Raw genomic sequence first — 14,487 nt, 5'->3', positions numbered from 1 at the left:
CTCTGCTAAGTGGATGCTGAGAGGCTAGAAGGGGTGGGGTGAAGGTGTCGTGCAGGCTTTTGGCAGGATGTGTCTGGAAGGGCGCTATCGGGAGCAAGCCCCCTCCCACATGGGCCCGGCAGTGTTCATACATTGTGTGTCTGGCACAAAACCAATGTGGGAGGGGGCTTGCTCCCGATGAGGCCGGAACTAACGCCGCCGAACGTGCAGCCTCAGCCGCCCGATTCCCAGCCACCCCCCAGCGCCGTCACCAACCCCACACTCGCCTGCAACTGCCGCGTCTGCACCGCCTGCAACGTCCGCTGCGCCTGCAACGCCGCCGTTTGCGCGGTGACCACATCCAGATAACTCACGGCTCCGGCCTGATAGCTGTTCATTGCCAATACTTGCGTGTGCTGCGCCGCATCCGCCGCCGCTTGTTCATCCTGCGCCTCCTGCTGCAAATCCCGCAGTTGCGCCAGGTTATCTTCGACCTCGCGCACGGCCTTCAGCACCTGGCTGCGGTACTGCGCCGACGCTTCTTCAAACTCGGCCTTGGCCTGGCGTTCGTTGGCACTCAAGCGCCCGCCATCAAAAATCGGCAGGTTCATCAACGGCCCCAGCGCCCAATACCGATTACCCGCCGCAAGCAGGTTGCCCACGCCCTGGGTCTGGCCGCCGATCAACCCGGTCAGGCTGAAGTCCGGATACCAGGCCGCCTTGGCCACGCCGATGTTGGCATTGGCCGCAAACACGCGCCGTTCGGCCGCCGCGATATCCGGGCGACGTTGCAGCAGATGGCTCGGCAGCTGTGAGGGAATGCCGGGCAAGGCAATCAACTGCGGGCTGGGCGGCAGGGAGAAATCGCTGGCCGCCACGCCGACCAGTTCACCGATGGCATGCTCGGTCAGGTTGCGCTGCCCGCGCACGTCATCCAGCTGCGCCTTGGCTTCTGCCAACTGACTCTGCGCACGGGTCAGGTCCAGTTCCGACGCAATCTGGCCCTCATAACGGCTGCGGGTGAGTTGCAGCGCCTGGCTGAAATCCTCCAGCGAGTGGGCGAGAATCCGGCTCTGCGCATCCAGCCCGTTGAGCTGCACATACAGCGTCGCCAACTGGCGTTGCAGGCTTAACCGCGCTGCCGCCAAGTCATCGCCGGACGCTTGGGCCTGGGCGTCGCCGGCCGCGACCTGGTTGCGGATTTTGCCCCACAGGTCCAGGTCGTAACTCAACGAAAACCCGGCGGTGTCGCTGTTGTACACCGACGGCTGCGTACTACCGCGCAACGGTCTGGAGTCCGATTGCCGCTGGCGCAACGGCTGCGCGCTGGCGCTGATCTGTGGGAACAGCCCGGCATGCAATTGACTGGCATACGCCTGGGAGGCATCAAAATGCGCCAGCGCCGCGGCCAGGTCCGGGTTGGCCTTGAGCAGTTGCTGTTGCAGCCCATCGAGCGTTGGGTCGTTGTACAGTTTCCACCACTGAGGCATCAATTGATCGGACGGCTGCGCGCTGTGCCACGGGCCCTCGCTGGTGTGTTCGCGATAACTCGCTGGCAGGTCAACCGACGGCACCTGGTAGCTGGGCGCCAGGGAGCAGCCTTGCAACGCCAGCAACAGGCAGGCCGCAAAAGGTTTAAGCCTTGGGCGCATGGGCACCCCCTGTGGCGTCGGCCAGTTGTACCGGGTCGCCTTCGCGCAGGGCGTCGGGCGGGTTGTCGATGATGCGGTCGGCGGGTTTCAGGCCCTGGTCGATCACCAGGCGTTCGCCCAGGTCCAGGCCGATATGAATGTCTTGCAGGTGCACATGGTTGTGCCGGTCCAGCACCGCGACCTGGGTGCCCTGGGCACGGAAGATCAAGGCACTGGCCGGGATGCTCACGCCGTGGGTGTCCGCCGGAATCGGCAGGGTGGCTTCGGCGTAATCGCCGGGCAACAGCTCACCGTTCGGGTTGTCGGCGACGAACTGCGCGAGCAGGGTGCCGGAACGCCGGTCGATGGCGGTGGAGTCGCCGATCAGGTGCGCCTTGAAGTGTTCGCCCGGATGTTCGGGCACGCTCAGCTCGGCTTCCAGGCCGGGGCGGATCACCGCCGCGTAGTTCTGTGGCACCGGCACGTACAGGCGCAGTTGGTGGGTGTCGGCGATGCTGAACAGTTCCGGATCGCTGTCGGTGTCGGCCTTGATCAACTGGCCGATATCGGTGTTGCGCGCGGTGATGGTGCCGGCGAACGGCGCACGGATCGTCTTGTAGCTTTCCAGCGCGCACAACCGCGCATAGTCGGCGGCGGCAGCCTGGGCATTGGCTTTGGCGGCGGCGGCGTTCGAGGTTTTTTCATCGGCTTCCTGGCGCGATACCGAATGACTGGCCAACAGGTTTTGCCAGCGCGTTGCGGTGGTGGCGGCAAGGCGCGCATTCGCCTGCTCCTGAACCAGGTGGGCGTGGGTTTGCGCCAGTTGCTGGTCCAGGTCCGGGCTGTCGATTTGTGCGAGGACCTGCCCGGCCTTGACCTGGCTGCCGATGTCGACCTTCCAGTCTTTCAGGTAGCCGCTGACCCGCGCATGAATCGGCGCTTTGCTCCAGGCCTCCAGGTGCGCGGGTAAGCGCAGGGTATCGCCCGCGGCATTCTGTTTGGGCTGGAACACCAGCACCTGGGGAATGGCCGCGGTTTCCGTCCAGGCGCTGACCGACTGTTCATGCAGCGCACGCGCGTGCAAGCCGTTGGCGACCAGCAGGGCGGCCAGGGTCAGGCCGCCGACACCCAGGAGCATCAGACGCTTGCGCGAGGGTTTGTGATCAGACGACATGGGGCATTTCTCCAGCAGTTGCGCGGGTAGGGTGACGGCCGTGGACCAGGCTGAAAACCACGGGAACAAACAACAAGGTGGCGATGGTGGCGAAGATCAAGCCGCCGATCACCGCGCGGCCCAACGGCGCGTTCTGCTCCTCGGAGAGCGCCAGGGGCAGCATGCCGATGATCATCGCCAGGGCGGTCATGCACACCGGGCGAAAGCGCGTGTAACCGGCTTCCATGGCGGCTTTCAAGGCATCGCCGTGTTCGGCCAGGCGTTCGCGGCAGAAGCTCACCACCAGGATCGAGTTGGCGGTGGCCACGCCCATGCACAGGATCGCGCCGGTGAGGGCCGGCACCGATAACGAGGTGCCGCTGAGAAACAGCATCCACACGATCCCCGCCAGTGCGGCGGGCAACGCGGTGATGATCACGAAGGGGTCGGCCCAGGACTGGAAATTGACCACGATCAGCAGGTAGATCAGCACCACCGCGCCGAGCAGGCCGAAGCTCAACCCGCTGAACGCCTCATGCAGCGCATCGATCTGCCCGTGCAGGCTGATCGTCGCGCCTTTGGGGCGCATGGACGCGGTGTCATCCAGCACTTTTTGCACATCACGGGCGACGCCGCCGAGGTCGCGGCCTTGCACGTTGGCATACAGGTCCAGGGTGGGCTCGATGTTGTAGTGCGTGACCACCGCCGGGCTTTGTACCCGCGAGATACTCGCCACGCCGCCGAGGATTTGTGACTGGCCGTCGGCACCGGTCACCGGCAGCGCCTCCAGCGAAGGCAGGCTGTCGAGGCGGTATTGCGGCGTTGCGGCCACGATCGAGTAGGACACGCCATTGGCCGGGTTCAGCCAGAACGTCGGCGCCACCTGGGAACTGCCGGCGAGGGAGGCGACCATGCTGTTGGTCACGTCTTTCTCGGTGATGCCCAGGCCATTGGCTCGCAGGCGGTCCACATTCACCTGCAGCGACGGATAACCGGTGGATTGCTGGATACGCAGGTCGGCGATGCCGGGCACGTGTTGCAGGCGCCGTTCGAGCTCCATGGCATAGGCGCGGTTTTCGGCATCGCTGCGCCCGGAAATTTTGACGTCCAGCGGTGCCGGCGCGCCGAAGTTGAGGATCTGGCTGCTGATGTCCGCCGGCAGGAACGCAAAATGGCTGCCGGGGAAGCTTTGCGGCAGGGCTTCACGCAGTCTTTTGACGTAGTCGGCGGTGGGTGCGTGGTCCTTTTTCAGGGTGACCTGAATATCGCCGTCCTGCGGGCCGATGGTGCCGCTGCTGCTGTAGGCCATGTCGATGCCGCTGAGGGGGATGCCGATGTTGTCGACGATGGTGTCCAGCTCTTGGGGCGGGATCACTTCGCGAATCCGCGCTTCGATGCGGTCGAACGCAGCGGCGCTTTCCTCGATGCGCGTACCCAGCGGCAGGCGCACATGCAGTGCCAGCGCACCGGCATCGGTCGCCGGGAAAAAATCCTGGCCCAGGCTCGGCAATAACACGAACGAGGCCAGCACGCAGGCGAGAAAACCGACGATAAAGCGTTTGCGCGCGCCCACCGCGAGCAGCAGCAGGCCGTGGTAAGTGTCGCGGATGTTCGAGAAATGCCGCTCGAATCCCTGCTGGAAATTCAGCACCGCTTGCAGCAGTCGATTGCGCGGTTTCTTGTGCTGATCACCTTCATGGTGATTGATGAATTCATCTTCCGGATGATGCCCTGCACCTTGCTCCCGCGTGTGCGGCTTGAGCAGGTACATCGCCAGTGTCGGCACCAGGGTGCGCGAGAGAATGAATGAACTGGCCATGGCAAAGATCACCGCCAGCGCCATCGGCCGGAACAGATACCCGGCGATGCCTTGCAGCAAGAACATCGGCACGAACACGATGCAGATGCACAGCAGCGAGACGAACGCCGGACCGACGATTTGTGCGGCGCCGTCGAGGATCGCCGTCTTCACCGCCTTGCCTTGTTCCAGGTGCCAGTTGATGTTTTCGATGGTCACCGTGGCGTCGTCCACCAGAATGCCCACCGCCAGGGCCAGGCCGCCCAGGGTCATCACATTCAGGGTTTGCCCGCTGACCGCCAACAGCGCGATGGCCGACAGCACCGCCAGGGGAATCGACGCGGCGATGATCAGCGTCGAGCGCCAGCTGCCGAGAAACAGCAGGATCATCGCACTGGTCAGCAGGGCGGCGATGATGCCTTCCTGGGCCACGCTGCCCACCGACTGCTTGACGAACACCGACGCATCGCCCAGCAGTGAGGTTTTCAGCGACGGCGGCAGGGTTTCGTTGATGCGCGGCAGCATCTGGCGGATGCCGTCGATGATCGACAGGGTGGAAATACTGCCGTTCTTCAACGCCGGCATCAGCACGGCGCGATGGCCGTCGACGCGCACGATATTGGTCTGCGGTGGCGAGCCATCCCGCACGTGAGCGACCTGGCCGATGGTGATGATTGCGCCGTCGACATTCTTGATCGGCAAGTCATTGAGCTCATCGATGGCCTTGGGGCTGTTGTTCAGCAAAATCGTGTATTCGTTGCGGCCGAGCTTGGCGGTGCCCACCGGGATGATCTGGTTCTGCAGCGCCAGGGCATTGCCGACGTCCTGGGCCGACAGGCCTTTGGCGGCCAGGGCCTGGGGGTCGAGGTCGAGGGTGATCTGGCGTTGCTTGCCGCCCATCGGCGTGGGCATCGCCAGGCCGGGCAGGGCGCTCAGCGGCAGGCGGATATTGTTCTGCACCAGGTCGCGGATTCTGGCTTCCGACAGGCTCGGGCTGGAGAACGCCATTTGCAGGATCGGTACGGTGGAGGCGCTGTAGTTGAGGATCAGCGGCGGCGTAATGCCCGGTGGCATCTGCTTGAGCACGGTCTGTGACACCGCCGTGACCTGGGCGTTGGCGGTGCGGATATCCACGCCGGGTTGGAAGAAAATTTTGACGATGCCCATGCCGGGCAGGGATTGGGACTCGATATGTTCGATGTCGTTGACGGTGGTGCTCAGGGAGCGTTCGTAGGTGTAGATCACCCGCCCGGCCATGGCGTCCGGCGACAGGCCGTTGTACTGCCAGACCACGGCAACCACCGGGATGCCGATATCGGGGAACACATCCGTGGGCGTACGCAGGGCCGCCATCGGCCCGATGATGCAGATGAAAATGGCCAACACGATGAAGGTGTACGGCTTGTGCAGTGCGGTCTTTACCAGCCCGAGCATGCGTGGATCTCCGAAAGAGCAGGATTGCAAACCCCGGCAGTCTTGCCCGACCCACCTAACACGCACCTTTCAGCCAGGTGAAGGAAGATTTAGGTAACGGCTGAAGATCCTTTCATGTGTATTCATTTGTTCTACAAACAGCAGCTCTTCAAGCTTGTCAGCCATCGGATACGCCTTTTTTACTGATGTGCTTTGGAGCCCTGCCATGTCACCGAAAACCCTGTTGTTGATTCCCGCCCTGGCTGCCGCCTTGGTGTTGTCCGCGTGTGCCGGCCCGATACCCCAGGCCGACCCGAGCCAAGCCTGGATCGGCTTGAAAGAAGAAGCACCGAATGACCTGTTGGCCGAGCGCGTCGACGGTCAGCGCGTGGATGACGGGCGCTACTTTGAAGTGAGCCCCGGGGACCATCGCCTGGACGTGACGCTGTTTGAAGAAGAGCCCGGTGACGACAACCAGCAGGACTGCCAGGGCCGGGTCGAGTACAGGCATTTCAAGGCGGGTGAGCATTACACCCTGGAAGAGTCGAGCCTCGGGACCACCGTGCGCGCAGCGCTCAAGGATGGACACGGCAAGGAGGTTGCCGCCACGCAAGACTTCACGTGCATGCCCGGCTAAGCGTGATGCGCCGTCGCCTTGCGCGGCTTGGCGGGCGCAGTGGGTTTGACGTGGGGGTGATGATGGCGGCGGGTCACGCGCATGACCCCCCACAACATGGCGGCGGCCACCGCCAGCCAACCGCAGATCAGCATGAAAATCGTCGTTGCAAGGCTCATTCAGGCCTCCCTTCGCCCCATCCGGGGTTTATACACAGTCTTCCCAATGGACAGTCTAGCTACCCGGGGGTTGCCTGCTATTGACCAATGGTCGTGTCTGTCCAACTCGTTTGCTCTATCGCGGGCATTTTACCGACACTGGAGGCTATACCCCTGCCCAAGAGCGTCCTATGATCGGGGCCCTCACCGGCAGTTGATCAAGAGAGTTAAAAATTGCGCTTACGGTCGAACCTTAAAGCATCCATCCTGCTGGCCTGCGCCCTGGGGCTGACGGCCTGTTCCAGCCATCCTTCGAAACTCCCCGGCCTGCCGGAGCGGGTTGAACTCAACGGCGTACCGACCTTTCGCAGCGAGGCTTATCAGAGCGGTCCTACGGCTTTGGCCAGCATGCTGTCGCAACAAGGCATTGTCATGACACCGGGGTTGCTGGATAAGCCGCTGCACTTGCCAGGCGCCGAAGCGGACCTTGAGCGCAACATGCAGAAGCTGGCGCGCGAGTACGGGCTGATGGTGTATCCACTGGAAGCCAGGCTGACCGCCGTGCTGGCGCAAGTGGCGGCGGGCTACCCGGTGATGGCGCGGATCAACTCAAGCTTCTGGTCCGACCCGCGCTATGTCGTGGTGGTGGGATTCAACCAGCAGAAGAGCACGGTGCTGTTGCGTTCCGGCAGGGAGCGGCGATTGATGATGGGCTTCAGCGACTTTGAGTCGGCGTGGAAGAGCGCAGGGAATTGGGCGATTCTTACCCAGCGTCCGAGCCAGTTGCCGGCGAATGTGGACGCGCAGCGTTGGCGCGAGGCGGCGAATGCGACCGCTCAGGCGGGGCAAGAGCAGTCGGCGGCCCAAGCACTCAAGGTGCTGGCGGAACACAGATAGAAATGTGGGAGGGGCGGTGCGACGATTCGACTTGCCCCCGATAGCGGTGGATCAGTCACTGACTACTGTGAATGACACACTGCTATCGGGAGCAATCCCCCTCCCACATGGGTTCTGCGGTGTTCTTTAACGGCGGACTTCTGTCACACCCGCACGGTTCTTCAGGTTCTTGTCAGCCTTGTAGCGCAACGCCACATCCGGCACCGCGCCGCCCTTGCCGGTTTCGACCCAGCTGCGAATACGACTGGCATCGGCGAAGTGGGTGAATTTGCCGAAAGCATCCAGGATCACCAGCGACACCGGGCGGTTACCCATGCTGGTCACCAGCACCAGGCAATGCCCGGCCTGGTTGGTAAAACCGGTCTTGGTCAGCTTGATATCCCAGTTGGCCCGGTTGATCAGGTGGTCGGTGTTGGAGAAACCCAGGGTGTAGTTGGGCTTGCGGAACGCCACGGTTTTTTCCTTGGTGGTACTCAGCTGGCTCAACATCGGAAACTTGCGTGCATAGGCCAGCAGCTTGCTCAGGTCGCGCGCGGTCGACACGTTATGGATCGACAGGCCCGTAGGTTCCACGTAATGGGTGCTAGTCATGCCCAGCGCCTTGGCCTTGGCGTTCATCGCGGCAATGAAAGCCGCGTAACCGCCCGGGTAATGGTGGGCCAGGCTCGCGGCGGCGCGGTTTTCCGAGGACATCAGCGCGATCAGCAGCATTTCCTTGCGCGGCATTTGGCTACCGATCTTCACCCGGGAGAACACGCCCTTCATCTCTGGTGTGTCGGTGATGTTGATGTCGATGTATTCATCCATGTCCTGCTTGGCTTCCAGCACGATCAGGCCGGTCATCAGCTTGCTGACGGAAGCGATGGGGACCACCACATCGGGGTTACTGGAATAGATGACCTTGTTGGTCTGTAGATCCACAAGCATGGCGCTGCCGGAGGCGATTTGCAGTTTGGAGGCGTCACGCGGGGCCAAGGTGGTTTCGGCGGCGTTTGCGAAGGTGCCTGTCAATGCAAAAAGTAGGCTGACAATGGAAAGACGAATTTTCACGCGGATGAACTCGCTAAAAGTAAGAAGTACCGTCTGGGAACGGGTTTGATGACAAATGGCGTTACATTTTAGGAGTATGGATCAGAAACTGTCGAATGTTCTTCCAGATCCGGACGAAAGTACTTAAAAACTATGAATAAACAGTTTTTTTTCGGGCAATAAAAAGCCCCGCGATAAGGCAGGGCTTTTTCAGTACGCCTGGTTATCAGCTGTGCAGGGTTTCTGCTGCATACAGCGTATTTTCCAGCAGGCACGCTCGGGTCATCGGGCCCACACCGCCTGGAACCGGGGTAATCCAGCCGGCGCGGGGCAGGGCGGTCTCGTAAACTACGTCGCCCACCAGCTTGCCGTCATCCTGGCGGTTGATGCCAACGTCGATGACGATCGCGCCTTCCTTGATCCACTCACCCTTGACCAGGCCCGGCTTGCCTGCGGCGACCACCACCAGATCAGCGCGGCCCACATGGCCGGCGAGATCCTTGGTGAAGCGGTGGGTAACGGTCACGGTGCAGCCGGCCAGCAATAATTCCATCGCCATCGGGCGGCCGACGATATTCGAGGCGCCAACCACAACCGCGTCGAGGCCATACAGATCAACCCCGGTGCTTTCCAGCAGGGTCATGATGCCTTTGGGCGTGCAGGGGCGCAGCAGCGGGATGCGCTGGGCCAGGCGGCCGACGTTATAAGGGTGGAAGCCATCGACGTCTTTGTCCGGGCGGATGCGTTCCAGCAGTTTGGAGGCATCCAGATGCTCGGGCAGCGGCAGCTGGAGCAGGATGCCGTCCATGTTCGGGTCATCGTTGAGGCTGTCAATCAGGTCGGTCAGGGCCTGTTGAGTGGTCTCCGAAGGCAAGTCATAGGCTTTGGAAATAAAGCCGACCTCTTCACAGTCTTTACGCTTGTGCGAGACATAAACCTGAGAGGCAGGATCGCTGCCGACCAGGATCACCGCGAGGCCAGGCGTGCGCAGGCCTTGCTGGCGACGCTCGGTGACGCGTTTGGCGATCTGCTGGCGCAGGCTGGCGGCGATTGATTTGCCGTCGATAAGTTGTGCAGTCATTACGCGTGATTAACCATCGAGAGGGGGAAGAAAAGTGCGCGCATTCTCGCACGCCAGGGCGCGAGGGCAAAGGCGCTTGGTCTGCAAATTGCCCTAACCCCTTAAATAAAATCAGTTTTTTTCAAAAAAGATTTGACGGGTTTCGGGACCCTCTATACTATTCGTCGCACTTGTCGGGCACAGCCTAGCACTGGTTAGAAGGTCGAGCAGAATTGTTGTGCTGCAAGGCTGGAAACACTTAGTTTGTAATCCTCCAAGAGTACAGATTAATCAGGCGCCCGTAGCTCAGCTGGATAGAGCATCCGCCTTCTAAGCGGATGGTCGCAGGTTCGAGTCCTGCCGGGTGCGCCATTAGGCAGCTTTGGCACAAGTAGCGTTAGATGGTGGGCGTAGCTCAGTTGGTAGAGCACGGGATTGTGACTCCCGTTGTCGAGGGTTCGATCCCCTTCGTCCACCCCATATTTGAAAGGCGCCAGATTAATCGTCTGGCGCCTTTGCTTTAAGAGCTTCAAGCGCGGATGTGGTGGAATTGGTAGACACACTGGATTTAGGTTCCAGCGCCGCGAGGCGTAAGAGTTCGAGTCTCTTCATCCGCACCAAATAAAACGTTGCTCGGCCGTCAGGCAGGGCAGGGTTCGACAAAGAAGTGGTTTGGTTTCTTTGTTAACGCAATATGGTGGGCGTAGCTCAGTTGGTAGAGCACGGGATTGTGACTCCCGTTGTCGAGGGTTCGATCCCCTTCGTCCACCCCATATTCGAAAGGCGCCAGATTTAACAGTCTGGCGCCTTTTTTGGTTTTGGCGGTTTGATTATCTCGGCGGTCGCAGGTACTGGGCCGCATCGGCAGCGCGTTTCGTCGTATTTGTGTGTCTCGATGATGCCGCGTTGCCTGTCCGCTCCGTTCGCGGGGCGGGCCGTCAGGGAGATGAATGGCGGCTTCTTCTATATATAGAGGGGCGGCGCAGAGCCCTGGCGCAATTGGCTGTATTTGTCACCGGGGCGAGGTACTTCAGTGCCTTCGTACCGATAAATTGCCGGCGGTTTCCGGGTGTATTTTCAGTAGGGTGACTTCTTGAGTTTGACCCACTAGAATGCATGCCCTTGATTGGGGTCGGAAATGGCCGGCTAATGTCTGTGCAACGAGGAATATCCATGCAAGTTTCTGTTGAAAATACTACTGCTCTCGAGCGCCGCCTGAGCATCACCGTGCCGGCAGAGCGTATCGAGACTGCGGTCAACAAGCGTCTGCAGCAGACTGCCCAAAAGGCCAAGATCGCTGGTTTCCGTCCAGGCAAAGTGCCAATGAGCGAAATCAAGCGTCGTTTTGGTGCCGATGCGCGCCAGGAAGCTGTAGGTGACGTGATCCAGGCTTCCTTCTACGAAGCCGTTGTCGAGCAAAAGCTGAACCCGGCTGGCTCGCCTTCGATCGAGCCCAAGTCCCTGGAAGCCGGCAAGGACCTGGAATACGTAGCCGTATTCGAAGTGTTCCCGGAATTCGAAGTAGCGGGCTTCGACGGTATCGCTATCGAGCGCCTGAGCGCCGAAGTGGCTGATTCGGACCTGGACAACATGCTCGAAATCCTGCGCAAGCAGAACACCCGTTTCGAAGTGGTCGAGCGTGCCGCCCAGAACGAAGACCAGTTGAACATCGATTTCGTTGGCAAGGTTGACGGCGAAGTATTCGCTGGTGGCTCCGCCAAGGGTACTCAGCTGGTGCTGGGTTCCAACCGCATGATCCCTGGCTTCGAAGACGGCCTGGTTGGCGCCAAAGCCGGCGAAGAACGCGTTCTGAACCTGGAATTCCCTGCTGACTACCAGAACCTGGACCTGGCCGGCAAAGCCGCCGAGTTCACCGTGACCGTCAACAGCGTTTCCGAGCCTAAGCTGCCAGAGCTGAATGAAGAGTTCTTCGCGCAATTCGGCATCAAGGAAACCGGTATCGAAGGCTTCCGCACCGAAGTTCGCAAGAACATGGAGCGTGAGCTGCGTCAAGCGATCAAGTCCAAGGTCAAGAACCAGGTCATGGACGGTCTGCTGGCCGCCAACCCGATCGAAGTGCCTAAGGCCCTGCTGTCCAACGAAGTGGATCGCCTGCGCGTACAAGCGGTTCAGCAGTTTGGTGGCAACATCAAGCCTGACCAACTGCCGGCCGAGCTGTTCGAAGAGCAAGCCAAGCGCCGCGTCGTGCTGGGCCTGATCGTGGCTGAAGTGGTCAAGCAGTTCGACCTCAAGCCAGACGAAGACCGTGTTCGCGAAATGATCCAGGAAATGGCGTCGGCCTACCAGGAACCTGAGCAGGTCGTGTCCTGGTACTACAAGAACGACCAGCAGCTGAACGAAGTACGTTCGGTTGTGCTGGAAGAACAAGTTGTGGATACTGTTCTGCAGAAGGCTAAGGTGACCGATAAAGCGGTCTCTTACGAAGAAGCAGTCAAACCGGCGGAAGCAGCACAAGCCGACTGATTGTCCAACTCGTTGGAAATTCAACCATAAGCCAGCCTCGCGCTGGCTTATGCGTTTTCAAGACATGACTATTTGGGAGTAACTGCAGAGCATGTTCCGTAATTCCTATATTCAGCAGAACTCTGATATCCAGGCCGCTGGCGGCCTGGTCCCGATGGTTGTCGAGCAGTCCGCTCGTGGTGAACGCGCCTACGACATCTACTCGCGCCTGCTCAAGGAGCGAGTGATCTTTCTGGTTGGCCCGGTAGAGGACTACATGGCCAACCTGATCTGTGCGCAACTGCTGTTCCTTGAAGCGGAAAACCCGGACAAGGACATCCATCTCTACATCAACTCGCCAGGAGGTTCGGTGACTGCGGGCATGTCGATCTACGACACCATGCAGTTCATCAAGCCGAACGTGTCGACTACCTGCATTGGCCAGGCCTGCAGCATGGGTGCGTTCCTGCTGACCGCCGGCGCCGAGGGCAAGCGTTACTGCCTGCCGAACTCACGCGTGATGATTCACCAGCCACTGGGTGGTTTCCAGGGCCAGGCATCGGACATCGAAATCCATGCCAAGGAAATCCTCTTCATTCGTGAGCGCCTCAACACGCTGATGGCCAAGCACAGCGGGCACACACTTGAAGAAATCGAGCGTGATACCAACCGTGACAACTTCATGAGTGCTGAAGCCGCCCGTGAGTACGGGTTGATCGACGCAGTGATCGAAAAGCGCCCCGCTTAATATAAGCCGCTCAAAATAGGGCTGGTCGGCATGTCCGACCACTGGCGGGCTTGAAAAAGCCCGCATAAGCCTTCATCTTGTGTTGCAAGCCTATCGGATTTGGATCGAACGAATGACTGACACCCGCAACGGCGAGGACAACGGCAAGCTGCTCTATTGCTCCTTCTGTGGCAAAAGCCAGCATGAAGTACGCAAATTGATTGCCGGCCCCTCGGTGTTTATCTGCGACGAATGCGTCGACCTGTGCAATGACATCATCCGCGAGGAGGTGCAGGAAGCCCAGGCCGAGAGCAGTGCGCACAAACTCCCATCGCCTAAAGAAATCAGCGGCATCCTTGACCAGTACGTGATTGGTCAGGAGCGTGCGAAGAAGGTTCTGGCCGTAGCGGTGTACAACCACTACAAGCGCTTGAACCAGCGTGACAAGAAAGGCGACGAAGTCGAACTCGGCAAGAGTAACATCCTGCTGATCGGCCCTACAGGCTCGGGTAAAACCCTGCTTGCGGAAACCCTCGCTCGCCTGCTGAACGTTCCGTTCACCATCGCCGACGCCACCACCCTCACCGAGGCTGGCTACGTGGGTGAAGATGTCGAGAACATCATTCAGAAACTGCTGCAGAAGTGCGACTACGACGTAGAGAAGGCCCAGATGGGTATTGTCTACATCGACGAAATCGACAAGATCTCGCGCAAGTCGGACAACCCGTCCATCACTCGGGATGTTTCCGGTGAAGGCGTGCAGCAAGCACTGTTGAAGCTGATCGAAGGCACGGTCGCTTCGGTACCGCCCCAGGGCGGCCGCAAGCACCCGCAGCAGGAATTCCTACAGGTCGATACGCGTAACATCCTGTTTATTTGTGGCGGTGCGTTCTCCGGGCTGGAAAAGGTTATTCAGCAGCGTTCCACCCGTGGCGGCATCGGTTTCAGCGCGGAAGTGCGTAGCAAGGAAGAAGGCAAGAAGGTAGGCGAGTCCCTGCGTGAAGTCGAACCTGACGATCTGGTCAAGTTCGGCCTGATCCCGGAATTCGTCGGTCGTCTGCCGGTCCTGGCCACGTTGGACGAGCTGGATGAGGCGGCTTTGATTCAGATCCTCACCGAGCCGAAAAACGCCCTGACCAAGCAATACGCCAAGCTGTTCGAGATGGAAGGTGTGGACCTCGAGTTCCGTACCGACGCGCTCAAATCAGTGGCCAAGCGGGCATTGGAGCGCAAGACCGGTGCACGTGGTCTGCGTTCGATCCTCGAAGGCGTGTTGCTCGACACCATGTACGAAATCCCCTCGCAGTCCGAGGTGAGCAAGGTGGTGATCGACGAAAGCGTTATCGAAGGCAAGTCCAAGCCACTGTATATCTACGAAAACAGTGAGCCGGCTGCCAAGGCTGCACCTGACGCGTAAGCGTCTTTACAGTGGCGGTACAAGCAAGGGGCCTTTCGGGGCCCCTTGTTTTTTTCGGGTGTTTTTGCGGGGTGGTAGATTAAATCGCGTTTATTCATGCGTTTAAGTGCTGGCATTGCGCTTGTTTTTTTTGCATGCAACCCCCA

At 60.2% G+C, this 14,487-nt stretch carries 11 protein-coding genes and 4 tRNA genes; 9 read left to right on the top strand and 6 right to left on the bottom strand.

Translation table 11 applies throughout. The annotated features are described in order from the left end of the window. Positions 1 to 212: 212 nt before the first annotated feature. From C4J85_RS17075 to C4J85_RS17065, 3 genes are read right to left on the bottom strand one after another with little or no spacing between them, the layout of a single operon-like run. Entirely contained in the window at positions 213 to 1,631 is a 1,419-nt protein-coding gene (locus tag C4J85_RS17075) for an efflux transporter outer membrane subunit (protein ID WP_124410287.1), read from the bottom strand. Continuing rightward, complete coding sequence (locus C4J85_RS17070) at positions 1,615 to 2,784, bottom strand: efflux RND transporter periplasmic adaptor subunit (protein ID WP_124410286.1); 1,170 nt, start codon at positions 2,782 to 2,784, stop codon at positions 1,615 to 1,617. The genes C4J85_RS17075 and C4J85_RS17070 overlap by 17 nt, the downstream gene beginning before the upstream one ends. Beyond that, on the bottom strand, positions 2,774 to 5,995 hold the full coding sequence (locus tag C4J85_RS17065; RefSeq protein ID WP_124410285.1) for an efflux RND transporter permease subunit: 3,222 nt from the start codon (positions 5,993 to 5,995) through the stop codon (positions 2,774 to 2,776). The genes C4J85_RS17070 and C4J85_RS17065 overlap by 11 nt, the downstream gene beginning before the upstream one ends. 205 nt (positions 5,996 to 6,200) lie before the next feature. On the opposite strand from C4J85_RS17065, the gene C4J85_RS17060 reads away from it, so the two are divergent. Beyond that, the gene (locus C4J85_RS17060; protein ID WP_124410284.1) at positions 6,201 to 6,611 is read left to right on the top strand and encodes a hypothetical protein; all 411 of its coding nucleotides are present in this window, start codon (positions 6,201 to 6,203) and stop codon (positions 6,609 to 6,611) included. Here the strand turns inward: C4J85_RS17060 and C4J85_RS27530 are convergent. After that, a complete protein-coding gene (locus tag C4J85_RS27530) occupies positions 6,608 to 6,769 on the bottom strand; it encodes a hypothetical protein (protein ID WP_164484550.1) in 162 nt (53 codons plus the stop codon). The genes C4J85_RS17060 and C4J85_RS27530 overlap by 4 nt on opposite strands. 213 nt (positions 6,770 to 6,982) lie before the next feature. Here C4J85_RS27530 and C4J85_RS17055 point away from each other — a divergent pair, with 213 nt between their 5' ends. Next, entirely contained in the window at positions 6,983 to 7,645 is a 663-nt protein-coding gene (locus C4J85_RS17055; RefSeq protein WP_124367504.1) for a peptidase C39 family protein, read from the top strand. Between the two features lie 126 nt (positions 7,646 to 7,771). Here the strand turns inward: C4J85_RS17055 and pbpG are convergent, their stop codons facing one another. Continuing rightward, entirely contained in the window at positions 7,772 to 8,695 is a 924-nt protein-coding gene (gene pbpG, locus C4J85_RS17050; protein WP_124367503.1) for a D-alanyl-D-alanine endopeptidase, read from the bottom strand. A 205-nt stretch (positions 8,696 to 8,900) separates the two neighbouring features. After that, positions 8,901 to 9,755: a bifunctional methylenetetrahydrofolate dehydrogenase/methenyltetrahydrofolate cyclohydrolase FolD gene (gene folD / locus C4J85_RS17045; protein ID WP_124371143.1), complete on the bottom strand. Its 855-nt coding sequence runs from the start codon at positions 9,753 to 9,755 to the stop codon at positions 8,901 to 8,903. Positions 9,756 to 10,029: 274 nt separating this feature from the next. Here folD and C4J85_RS17040 point away from each other — a divergent pair. The 7 genes from C4J85_RS17040 to clpX all read left to right on the top strand — a co-directional run bounded on the left by C4J85_RS17040 (position 10,030) and on the right by clpX (position 14,341). Beyond that, positions 10,030 to 10,106 (top strand) — tRNA-Arg (locus C4J85_RS17040). Positions 10,107 to 10,138: 32 nt separating this feature from the next. Continuing rightward, positions 10,139 to 10,214: transfer RNA gene (locus C4J85_RS17035), tRNA-His, on the top strand. A gap of 55 nt (positions 10,215 to 10,269) precedes the next feature. After that, a tRNA-Leu gene (locus C4J85_RS17030) sits at positions 10,270 to 10,354 on the top strand. A gap of 77 nt (positions 10,355 to 10,431) precedes the next feature. Continuing rightward, positions 10,432 to 10,507 (top strand) — tRNA-His (locus C4J85_RS17025). Between the two features lie 400 nt (positions 10,508 to 10,907). After that, positions 10,908 to 12,218, top strand: coding sequence for a trigger factor (gene tig / locus C4J85_RS17020; RefSeq protein ID WP_124363387.1), 1,311 nt, complete (start codon positions 10,908 to 10,910; stop codon positions 12,216 to 12,218). A gap of 91 nt (positions 12,219 to 12,309) precedes the next feature. Next, positions 12,310 to 12,945 (top strand): ATP-dependent Clp endopeptidase proteolytic subunit ClpP, encoded by a 636-nt coding sequence (gene clpP / locus C4J85_RS17015; protein WP_003174822.1) that lies wholly within the window; start codon positions 12,310 to 12,312, stop codon positions 12,943 to 12,945. A 112-nt stretch (positions 12,946 to 13,057) separates the two neighbouring features. Then, positions 13,058 to 14,341, top strand: coding sequence for an ATP-dependent Clp protease ATP-binding subunit ClpX (gene clpX / locus C4J85_RS17010; protein ID WP_010209414.1), 1,284 nt, complete (start codon positions 13,058 to 13,060; stop codon positions 14,339 to 14,341). The last annotated feature ends 146 nt before the right edge of the window (positions 14,342 to 14,487 follow it).

Origin of the sequence: Pseudomonas sp. R4-34-07 (assembly GCF_003852375.1) — a bacterium.
GTDB lineage: Bacteria > Pseudomonadota > Gammaproteobacteria > Pseudomonadales > Pseudomonadaceae > Aquipseudomonas.
This window is presented reverse-complemented; position numbering and strand designations above follow the sequence as displayed.

What these genes read in the sequence shown, in the direction of transcription:
- C4J85_RS17065 (WP_124410285.1), bottom strand. Translation starts at nt 5,995, where the DNA reads ATGCTCGGGCTGGTAAAGACCGCACTGCACAAGCCGTACACCTTCATC.
- C4J85_RS27530 (WP_164484550.1), bottom strand. Translation starts at nt 6,769, where the DNA reads ATGAGCCTTGCAACGACGATTTTCATGCTGATCTGCGGTTGGCTGGCG.
- C4J85_RS17060 (WP_124410284.1), top strand. Translation starts at nt 6,201, where the DNA reads ATGTCACCGAAAACCCTGTTGTTGATTCCCGCCCTGGCTGCCGCCTTG.
- tig (WP_124363387.1), top strand. Translation starts at nt 10,908, where the DNA reads ATGCAAGTTTCTGTTGAAAATACTACTGCTCTCGAGCGCCGCCTGAGC.
- folD (WP_124371143.1), bottom strand. Translation starts at nt 9,755, where the DNA reads ATGACTGCACAACTTATCGACGGCAAATCAATCGCCGCCAGCCTGCGC.
- clpX (WP_010209414.1), top strand. Translation starts at nt 13,058, where the DNA reads ATGACTGACACCCGCAACGGCGAGGACAACGGCAAGCTGCTCTATTGC.
- C4J85_RS17075 (WP_124410287.1), bottom strand. Translation starts at nt 1,631, where the DNA reads ATGCGCCCAAGGCTTAAACCTTTTGCGGCCTGCCTGTTGCTGGCGTTG.
- clpP (WP_003174822.1), top strand. Translation starts at nt 12,310, where the DNA reads ATGTTCCGTAATTCCTATATTCAGCAGAACTCTGATATCCAGGCCGCT.
- C4J85_RS17070 (WP_124410286.1), bottom strand. Translation starts at nt 2,784, where the DNA reads ATGTCGTCTGATCACAAACCCTCGCGCAAGCGTCTGATGCTCCTGGGT.